Consider the following 8,848-nt stretch of genomic DNA (forward strand, 5'->3'; position numbering starts at 1 on the left):
CGATCGGGATGATATCCTGTGCCATTCCGCCCTCCGGAAACCACCTGTGCACGAGCCGGATCACTGTGGCGCTCGGAACCGGACGTGTTAGGCGAAGCCTACGGGTTCCGACTCCGAGCCGCGATCACCCCTCACGGGACCAATACACCAGTGACACGATCTAAGGCACGATGACTGACTTTCTCACAGATCGCCTGCCCGACGACACCGATCCGGATGCACTCTTCGACGCTTTCGCCACATGGGTGGGTGAGCGTGGTCTCGAGCTGTACCCGGCGCAGGAAGAGGCGCTCATCGAGCTCGTCTCCGGTGCCAACGTCATCCTCTCCACGCCGACGGGGTCCGGCAAGAGTCTGGTGGCGGTCGGTGCGCACTTCACTGCATTGGCCGAGGGCCGGCGCAGCTTCTACACCGCACCGATCAAGGCCCTGGTGTCCGAGAAGTTCTTCTCGCTCGTCGAGATCTTCGGAGCGGACAACGTCGGCATGTTGACCGGCGACTCCAGCGTCAACCCCGACGCCCCGATCATCTGTTGCACCGCGGAGATCCTGGCCAACCTGGCGCTGCGGCTCGGCCCCGAGGCCGAGGTCGACGAGGTCGGGCAGGTGGTGGCCGACGAGTTCCACTTCTACTCGGAGCCCGATCGGGGTTGGGCGTGGCAGGTGCCGCTGCTGGAACTGCCGAACGCCCAGTTCCTGCTCATGTCGGCCACGCTCGGTGACGTGTCGTTCTTCGAACGGGACCTCACGCGTCGGACCGGGCGACACACCGCTGTGGTGACCTCGGCGCAGCGGCCGGTGCCGCTGACGTTCCGGTACGCACTGACGCCCATGCACGAAACCGTGTCGGAACTGTTGCACTCCGGCCAGGCGCCCATCTACGTCGTGCACTTCTCGCAGGCCGCCGCGGTGGAACGCGCGCAGGCGCTGATGAGCATCAACGTGTGCACGCGGGCCGAGAAGGACGCCATCGCCGAAGCCATCGGCGACTTCCGCTTCTCAGCGGGGTTCGGCAAGACGCTGTCGCGGCTGGTGCGGCACGGCATCGGCGTGCACCACGCGGGCATGCTGCCGAAGTACCGGCGTCTGGTCGAGCAGCTCGCGCAGGCGGGCCTGCTCAAGGTGATCTGCGGAACCGACACGCTCGGCGTCGGTATCAACGTGCCCATCCGCACCGTGGTGCTGTCGTCGTTGACGAAGTTCGACGGCACCCGGCAGCGGCACCTCAAGGCGCGGGAGTTCCACCAGATCGCTGGTCGCGCGGGCCGGGCGGGCTACGACACCGACGGCTACGTGGTCGTGCAGGCGCCCGATCACGTCATCGAGAACGCTAAGGCACTGGAGAAGGCCGGCGACGACCCGAAGAAGAAACGCAAGATCGTGCGCAAGAAGGCGCCGGAGGGGTTCGTCAACTGGACCGAGAGCACTTTCGAACGCCTCGTCGCCGCCGAACCGGAGCCACTCGTCTCCAGCTTCAAGGTGACGCACTCGATGCTGCTCAACGTCATCTCGCGCCCCGGGGACGCCTTCACCCACATGCGGCGCCTGCTGGAGGACAATCACGAGGACCGGCCCTCACAGCGCAAACACATCCTTCGCGCCATCGCCATCTACCGTGCGCTGCTCGCCGCCGGGGTGGTCGAGGAGCTGGACGAGCCGGACGAGGAGGGGCGCCGTGTCCGCCTGACCGTGGATCTCCAGCTCGACTTCGCGTTGAACCAGCCTCTGTCGCCGTTGGCGTTGGCCGCGATCGAACTGCTCGACCCCGATTCGCCGTCGTACGCGCTCGACGTGGTCTCCATCGTGGAAGCCACCGTGGACGATCCGAAGCAGGTGCTGTCGCAGCAGCAGTTCAAGGCGCGCAATGAGGCCATCGCCGAGATGAAGGCGCAAGGTATTGAATACGAACAGCGCATGGAGCTGCTGGAGGACATCACCTACCCGAAGCCGCTGGAGGAGCTGCTGGAGGCGGCGTACTCCCGGTACCGGCAGGGACATCCGTGGGTGTCGGACTACGAGCTGTCGCCCAAGTCCGTCGTGCGCGACATGTACGAGCGGGCGATGAACTTCGTCGAGTACATCAACTTCTACGGCCTCGCGCGGTCGGAGGGGGTGCTGCTGCGCTACCTGGCCGACACCTACGACGCGCTGCGGCGCACGGTGCCCGACGACGCCAAGACCGAGGCGTTGACGGACCTCATCGAATGGCTGGGGGAGTTGGTGCGGCAGGTGGACTCCAGCCTGTTGGACGAATGGGAGGCGCTGCGTCATCCCGACGAGGTCGAGCTCGACCGGAGTGGCAGGCCGGAGCCGTCGGAAGGCCCGCCTCCGGTGACGCGCAACGAGCGCGCGTTCCGCGTTCTGGTGCGCAACGAGATGTTCCGTCGGGTGCAGTTCGCGGCGCGGGAGGACTACGACGCGCTCGGCGAACTCGACGCCGACTCGGGGTGGGACGCCGTGGCGTGGGAGGACGCGTTGGTGGACTACTTCGACACCTACGACGAGATCCTCACCGGGCCCGACGCGCGAGGCCCCGACCTGTTGCTTATCGAGCAGGAGTCCGATGTCTGGCGGGTTCGGCAGATCCTCGACGACCCCGAGGGCAACCACGACTGGAGCATCAGCGCGGAGGTCGACCTCGCGGCTTCGGACGAGGCGGGCGAGGCCGTGATCCGTGTCATGGAGGTCGGCGAAACCTGACCGCGAACCTGCGGACACGGCCGAGCCGTGTCCGCAGGTTGTGCAGTCGTGTCCGCAGTTCCCGTAGGTCTTTAGACACCCATCGGGTGCCACACCGTCTTCGGCTCCAGGTACGTGCGCAGGCGTCCGAGGCCGGGGAGTCGGGTCCAGTCCGGTTCCTCGTCGGACGTGTCGAGTACACGCTTGACGGTCCCCGCGGCCTCACGTGCGATCTCGACCCGATCCGTCGGGTCCGCCCCAGTGGGGTCGATGGCGTTGACGTCCTCGTGGGATGCCAGCCAGGGCCCCAGTTCCGACGCCTTGCCCGTCAGCATGTTCACCACCCCGCCGGGCACGTCCGAGGTCGCGAGGACCTCGGACAGGGTGATCGCGGGCAGCGGACGCTCCGCGCTGCTCACCACCACGGCCGTACACCCGGTGGCGAGCACGGGAGCCAACACGCTCACCAACCCCAGCAGGGACGACCTCTGTGGCGCCAGCACGCCGACCACGCCGGTCGGTTCCGGCACGGTGAAGGAGAAGTACGGTCCCGCCACCGGGTTGGCCGCGCCGAGTACCGTCGCGATCTTGTCGGTCCACCCCGCGTACCACACCCACCTGTCCACAGTGTTGTCCACAACAGACTCCGCTTTGCGGATCGGCAGACCTTCGCACGCGGCCACTTCGGCCGCGAACTGTTCCCGGCGGCCTTCCATCACCTCGGCCACCCGGTACAGCACCTGGCCGCGGTTGTACGCCGTCGCGCCGGACCAGCCCGCGAACGCCTTGCGTGCGGCCACCACCGCGTCCCGCAGGTCCTTGCGCGAGGCGTGTGCCGCGTTGGCGAGGAACTTCCCCTTGGCGTCGGTCACCGGGTAAGTGCGTCCCGACTCGGAGCGCGGGAACTTACCGCCGATGTAGAGCTTGTAGGTCTTCGCCACCTCAACCCTGGACATGCAGGTACGCCTCCAGACCCGTTCGGCCGCCTTCGCGCCCGAATCCTGATTCCTTGTAGCCACCGAACGGCGCGGTGGGGTCGAAACGGTTGAACGTGTTGGCCCACACCACGCCCGCGCGCAGCCGGTCCGCCATCCAGAGGATGCGCGATCCCTTCTCGGTCCAGACTCCCGCCGACAGGCCGTACGGTGTGTTGTTCGCCTTGGCGACGGCTTCGTCCGGCGTGCGGAACGTCAGTACCGACAGTACGGGGCCGAAGATCTCCTCGCGTGCGATGCGCATGGACTGCTCGACGCCCGAGAACACCGTGGGCGCGAAGAAGAACCCCTTGTCGGGCAACGCGCACGGGCTGGTCCACCGTTGCGCGCCGTCGTTCTCCCCGGAGGCGACCAGGTCGTGGATCTTGGCGAGTTGTTCGGCGGAGTTGATGGCGCCGATGTCGGTGTTCTTGTCGAGCGGGTCGCCGAGCCGCAGGGTGGAGATCCGGGCGCGGAGTTTGTCCAGCAGCTCGTCGGCGATCGACTCCTGCACCAGCAGTCGGGAGCCTGCACAGCACACGTGCCCTTGGTTGAAGAAGATCCCGTTGACGATCCCCTCCACCGCCTGGTCGAGTGGGGCGTCGTCGAAGACGACGTTCGCCGCTTTCCCGCCGAGTTCGAGCGTGAGCCTTTTACGCGTGCCCGCGAGTGTGCGCTGGATCTGCTTGCCGACTTCGGTGGAGCCGGTGAAGGCGACCTTGTCGACGTCGGGGTGTTCGACGACCGCGGCACCGATGTCTCCGGCGCCGGGAACGATGTTCACCACGCCCGGGGGCAGGTCGGCCTGTTGGCAGATCTCGGCGAACACCAGCGCCGTCAGTGGGGTGGTCTCGGCTGGTTTGAGCACCACCGTGTTGCCGGTGGCTAGGGCGGGCGCGACCTTCCACGCCAGCATGAGCAGCGGGAAGTTCCAGGGGATGACCTGGCCTGCCACGCCGAGGGGGCGGGGGCCGGGGCCGAGTCCGGCGTGGTCGAGCTTGTCGGCCCATCCCGCGTGGTAGAAGAAGTGCGCCGCGGCCGTCGGGATGTCGGAGTCGCGCGATTCCTTGATCGGCTTGCCGTTGTCCAGGGTTTCCAACACGGCGAGTTCTCGCGCGCGTTCCTGGATGAGCCGGGCGATGCGGAAGACGTACTTGGCGCGTTCGGTGCCCGGCATCGGTCCCCACACGCGGTCGTAGGCCTTCCTCGCCGCCTTGACCGCTTTGTCCACGTCGGCGGCGCTGGCTGTGCCGACCTCAGCCAACACCTCCTCGGTGGCCGGGTTGATCGTCCGCAACGGCTCGCCCGAGCCGTCGACGAACTCACCGCCGATGAACGGGCGGTATGACGGTTTCAGATTGGCGAGGTCGCGCGACTCGGGTGCAGGCGCGTATTCCCACTGGGTCACGATCAGTCCAATGCGAGGTAGTCGGGGCCGCTGTAGTGGCCGGACAACTGGGTGCGTCGCTGGAGTAGCAGGTCGTTCAACAGGCTTGAGGCGCCGAAACGGAACAGTGACGGCGTGAGCCATTCCGGCCCGGCGACTTCGTGCACGGCCACGAGGTATCGCACGGCGTCCTTGGTGGTGCGGATCCCGCCCGCGGGTTTCACGCCGCGCAGTTCGCCCGTGGCGGTGTACCAGTCGCGTACCACCTGCAGCATCACGTGGGTCACCGGCAGTGTCGCGGCGGGCGAGACCTTCCCGGTCGATGTCTTGATGAAGTCCCCACCGGCCAACAGTGCGAGCCACGAGGCGCGGCGCACGTTGTCGTAGGTGGCGAGTTCGCCGGTTTCGAGGATCACCTTCAGGTGTGCGTCGCCACAGGCCTGTTTGACGGCGCGGATCTCGTCGAACACCTGTCCGTAGTGGCCGGCCAGGAATGCGCCGCGGTCGATCACCATGTCGACTTCGGTGGCTCCGGCGGACACCGCGAGGGCCACGTCGGCGAGCTTCACGTCCCGGCTCGACCGTCCTGATGGGAACGCGGTCGCCACGCTCGCCACGGCGATGTCGGCACCGTTGAGCGCTTCGACGGCCGTTGCGGCGAGGTCGGGGTACACGCACACGGCGGCGACGTGTGGGGTGTCCGGATGGTCGGGGTCGGGTCGCCGTGCTTTCACGGCCAGTGACCGCACTTTGCCGGGAGTGTCCGCGCCTTCCAGCGTGGTCAGGTCGACCATCGAGATCGCGGTGTCGATCGCCCACAGCTTCGAGTCCTTCTTGATGCTGCGGGTGGCCAGGTTCGCGGCACGCTGTTCGACACCGACCTGGTCCACTCCTGGCAGGCCGTGCAGGAACCGGCGCAGACTGCGCTCGTCACGGATGGCGTCGGCGAGCTCGGCCGGCAGGGTAGCTGTTGCCATGGCCGAGAGCGTAACGGCACGGGATCATCGGTTGGGCGATTCGGATCCGAGCTGCCTATTCGAGCTCTTTGATTTTGCTGCGGGGAACGCGTTTCACCTCGACCCCGCCCCAGAACGCCAGGCCGGTGACCTTCACTACCGGGGCGCCCGGAGGGGCTGTCGGCGACGCCCCCTTCTTGTTCTTCGTCTCGAAGGCGCCCATGATCCCCACGCCGGTCACCTCGGCGGTGATGTCGTCCGGGACGATCACCTCGATACCGCCCATGATCGCCACGGCCGTGATCGTGGAGTACTGCTCCGCGAAGTGGGCGTGCCGCAGGTCGATCTCCACGCCGCCCCAGAACGCGAAGCTGCTGTGTTGGCGGGGCAGCACCCAGGCGCCCTTGCGCTCCGCACCCGACATCACCGCGATCGACGTTGTGGAGCCCGGTGTACCGCCGATGCGTCGGTCTGGCAGTGACGAGGTCGACGTCGAGGCCACAGTGGGCAGCGCGGTCTCGTCGGTGGGGAGGTCGGCCACCACCGGTTCGAGTTCGCCGAGGGTCTTGGCCGAGTAGACCTGGTCGAGGCGTTCGGTAAGTTCGTCCAAAGTGATGCGGCCCTCACCCATGGCCTTGTGCAGGATCTGGGCCACACGTTCCCGGTCCGCGTCCGAGGCGCGGAGTCGTTTCGGGTCACGAGGAGAGGGCTGTTCGCTCACGCGTCCACCTTAACGTCGGGACGGCGAATCACATGATCTCCGCCACCGTGTGGCGGAGAGCTAGAGTCGAGGCGGGGTGTCGTGGGCGCCTCGGAGTACACAGAACTCGTTGCCCTCGGGGTCTGCGAGCACGGCCCAGCCGGTGCCGTCGGGATCGCGTCGGTCGGCCACCGTCTCCGCGCCGATCCCGAGTAGCCGTTGTACCTCCTCGTCGCGTGGGATATCGGGGCGAAGACAGAGGTGCAGGCGGTTTTTCGTCGTCTTCGGCTCCGGCACCTGAAGGAAGAGGAGATTCCGACTGTCACCGAGTTCGATGAGCGTCTCGGGGTCTCCGGGACGGTCCTCGGGCGACAGTGGCAGGTCGAGTACCCGGCTTCACCACCGACCCAGCTCGTACGCGTCGGCACAGTCGACTGAGATGCTCTCGATACTGCTTCCCATCATCGAACGGTCCCGCACTCGAAGGTGCGCCACAATCGTTTTTCGTTCCTGACGGGACCCGAGCCGTCGTCCGGCGTCGTGGCGCGGCGTCCGGCAGGTGGGAAACCGGCGTTAGAGTGTCGGGCATGGACGTACTCGTCGTCGACCATCCGCTGGCCAGGGCACGGCTGTCCACGATGCGTGACGCCCGCACCGACAGCGCGGCTTTCCGCGCGGCGTTGCATGAGCTCACGGTCATGCTCCTCTACGAGGCCATGCGGGATGCGCCGTTGACGACGGAACGTATCCACACTCCGGTGGCGCGTACCGACGCCTACAGGTTGGCCAACCCGCCATTGCTCGTTCCCGTCCTTCGTGCGGGTCTGGGGATGGCTGACCAGGCACACAAGCTGATCCCCGACGCGCAGATGGGGTTCGTGGGGCTGGCCCGTGACGACGAGACGTTGCAGCCGACGCCGTACATGGAGTCGTTGCCGGAGTCGTTGGCCGACCGGCCGGTGTTGGTGCTCGATCCCATGTTGGCCACCGGTGGCTCGATGGAGTACACGATCAGGCTGCTCACCGACCGGGGTGCCACCGATGTGACGGCCGTGTGCGCGGTGGCCGCACCGGAGGGCGTCGAGGTGTTGGAGAAGTCGAAGCTCCCGGTGCGTGTGGTGACCGCGAGTGTGGACGAGCGGCTCAACGACTCGGGCTTCATCGTGCCCGGCCTCGGCGACGCGGGCGATCGGCAGTACGGGACCAGCTGAGTCAGCCGGTACTCCAGCCGGTGACGGTCGCTCGAAGTCCGCGTTCGTACGCGTGGTGGTATTCGAACCCGGCCGGCAGGTTGTGGTGCAGTTCGAACAGGATCATTCCGTGCGCGTACGCCCACACACTGCCCGCGATCATGTCGGCGGGTACGTGGGGGAAGACGCCGGCGTCGATACCCGCCTGCACCGCGTCTCGCAGCGGTTCGAGTGTGAGCAGGGAGGCTTCGTCCCGTCCTGCCGGCTGTTCGCCGCCGGGGGAGGCGCCGGCGAACATGATCGGATAGACGTGTCGTTGGGCCAGCGCGGCTTCGCGGTAGATCAGGCCGAGTCGCACGAGGTCCGTGAGGGGATCGCCGGTGGGCTCCATCGAACCCAGTTGGTCGCCGATCCGACGGAACCCTTCGGCACACAGTTCCGCGATCAACGCCGGCTTGCTGCCGAACAGTGAGTACACAGCTGTCGTCGACGTGCCTACCTCAGCTGCCAGCCTGCGCAGGCTGAGTCCTTGCGGACCCTCCTCGGCGAGGAGTTCCCCCGCTCTGGCGAGCAGATTCTCTCTCAGCGCGTCGTCATGGGTCTTCGGGCGGGGCATGTTCCCAGCGTATCGCCGCTTTTCTGGGTTGTGCCGATCTTGCGGTGCCACCGAACGATGCGAATGGAACCGTTCACAGCGTTCGGTGGCGAGGTCGGACTGAGCGGACACGAGCCCCCAGCCGGCGTCACGCACTCCGCCTGGAACCCGCACCGCGGAGGCGTCAGAGGCGACGGAAAGTCGATCAAGTGCCCCAACGGGACGCGCAGTGCCTTTGAGCTGGGGTTTTGTGGTTTGGGGACCCCCCTGTTTGGGTGGGTTTTGGGGGTGTGTAATCTTCTCTTTGTCGCCAGGGACGACCGGGGCGAGCGGGTCAGACCTGAGAGGGTTTGACAGCGCGGAACGCA

7 protein-coding genes and 1 pseudogene are annotated in these 8,848 nt (G+C 66.9%); 2 read left to right on the plus strand and 6 right to left on the minus strand.

All coding sequences use genetic code 11. The features are described from left to right. Positions 1–170 precede the first annotated feature (170 nt). Positions 171–2,699 carry a DEAD/DEAH box helicase gene (locus M7H19_RS06765; protein WP_298178343.1) on the plus strand — a complete coding sequence of 843 codons (2,529 nt, stop codon included), beginning with the start codon at positions 171–173 and terminating at the stop codon, positions 2,697–2,699. 71 nt (positions 2,700–2,770) lie between these two features. Here M7H19_RS06765 and M7H19_RS06770 read toward each other — a convergent pair whose 3' ends face one another. The 5 genes and pseudogenes from M7H19_RS06770 to M7H19_RS06790 form a co-directional block, all read right to left on the minus strand. Then, a complete protein-coding gene (locus tag M7H19_RS06770; RefSeq protein ID WP_298178346.1) occupies positions 2,771–3,634 on the minus strand; it encodes an aldehyde dehydrogenase family protein in 864 nt (287 codons plus the stop codon). Next, the gene (locus M7H19_RS06775) at positions 3,621–5,060 is read right to left on the minus strand and encodes an aldehyde dehydrogenase family protein (protein ID WP_298178348.1); all 1,440 of its coding nucleotides are present in this window, start codon (positions 5,058–5,060) and stop codon (positions 3,621–3,623) included. Before M7H19_RS06775 ends, M7H19_RS06770 begins: the two co-directional genes overlap by 14 nt. 2 nt (positions 5,061–5,062) lie before the next feature. Continuing rightward, positions 5,063–6,016 carry a deoxyribose-phosphate aldolase gene (gene deoC / locus M7H19_RS06780; RefSeq protein ID WP_298178351.1) on the minus strand — a complete coding sequence of 318 codons (954 nt, stop codon included), beginning with the start codon at positions 6,014–6,016 and terminating at the stop codon, positions 5,063–5,065. A gap of 55 nt (positions 6,017–6,071) precedes the next feature. Then, on the minus strand, positions 6,072–6,716 hold the full coding sequence (locus M7H19_RS06785) for a DUF1707 domain-containing protein (RefSeq protein WP_298178354.1): 645 nt from the start codon (positions 6,714–6,716) through the stop codon (positions 6,072–6,074). Positions 6,717–6,776: 60 nt separating this feature from the next. After that, a pseudogene (locus M7H19_RS06790) lies at positions 6,777–7,157 on the minus strand (VOC family protein). A 125-nt stretch (positions 7,158–7,282) separates the two neighbouring features. On the opposite strand from M7H19_RS06790, the gene upp reads away from it, so the two are divergent. Beyond that, on the plus strand, positions 7,283–7,906 hold the full coding sequence (gene upp / locus M7H19_RS06795) for a uracil phosphoribosyltransferase (protein ID WP_298178358.1): 624 nt from the start codon (positions 7,283–7,285) through the stop codon (positions 7,904–7,906). Between the two features lies 1 nt (position 7,907). Here upp and M7H19_RS06800 read toward each other — a convergent pair whose 3' ends face one another. Further along, positions 7,908–8,501, minus strand: coding sequence for a TetR/AcrR family transcriptional regulator (locus tag M7H19_RS06800; RefSeq protein WP_298178361.1), 594 nt, complete (start codon positions 8,499–8,501; stop codon positions 7,908–7,910). Positions 8,502–8,848 lie beyond the last annotated feature (347 nt).

This window comes from Saccharomonospora sp. (assembly GCF_027317685.1).
Lineage (GTDB): Bacteria > Actinomycetota > Actinomycetes > Mycobacteriales > Pseudonocardiaceae > Saccharomonospora.

Bases quoted from the DNA above. Each gene is read 5' to 3' on its own strand.
- deoC (WP_298178351.1), bottom strand. From the start codon at position 6,016: ATGGCAACAGCTACCCTGCCGGCCGAGCTCGCCGACGCCATCCGTGAC.
- M7H19_RS06770 (WP_298178346.1), bottom strand. From the start codon at position 3,634: ATGTCCAGGGTTGAGGTGGCGAAGACCTACAAGCTCTACATCGGCGGT.
- M7H19_RS06800 (WP_298178361.1), bottom strand. From the start codon at position 8,501: ATGCCCCGCCCGAAGACCCATGACGACGCGCTGAGAGAGAATCTGCTC.
- M7H19_RS06765 (WP_298178343.1), top strand. From the start codon at position 171: ATGACTGACTTTCTCACAGATCGCCTGCCCGACGACACCGATCCGGAT.
- upp (WP_298178358.1), top strand. From the start codon at position 7,283: ATGGACGTACTCGTCGTCGACCATCCGCTGGCCAGGGCACGGCTGTCC.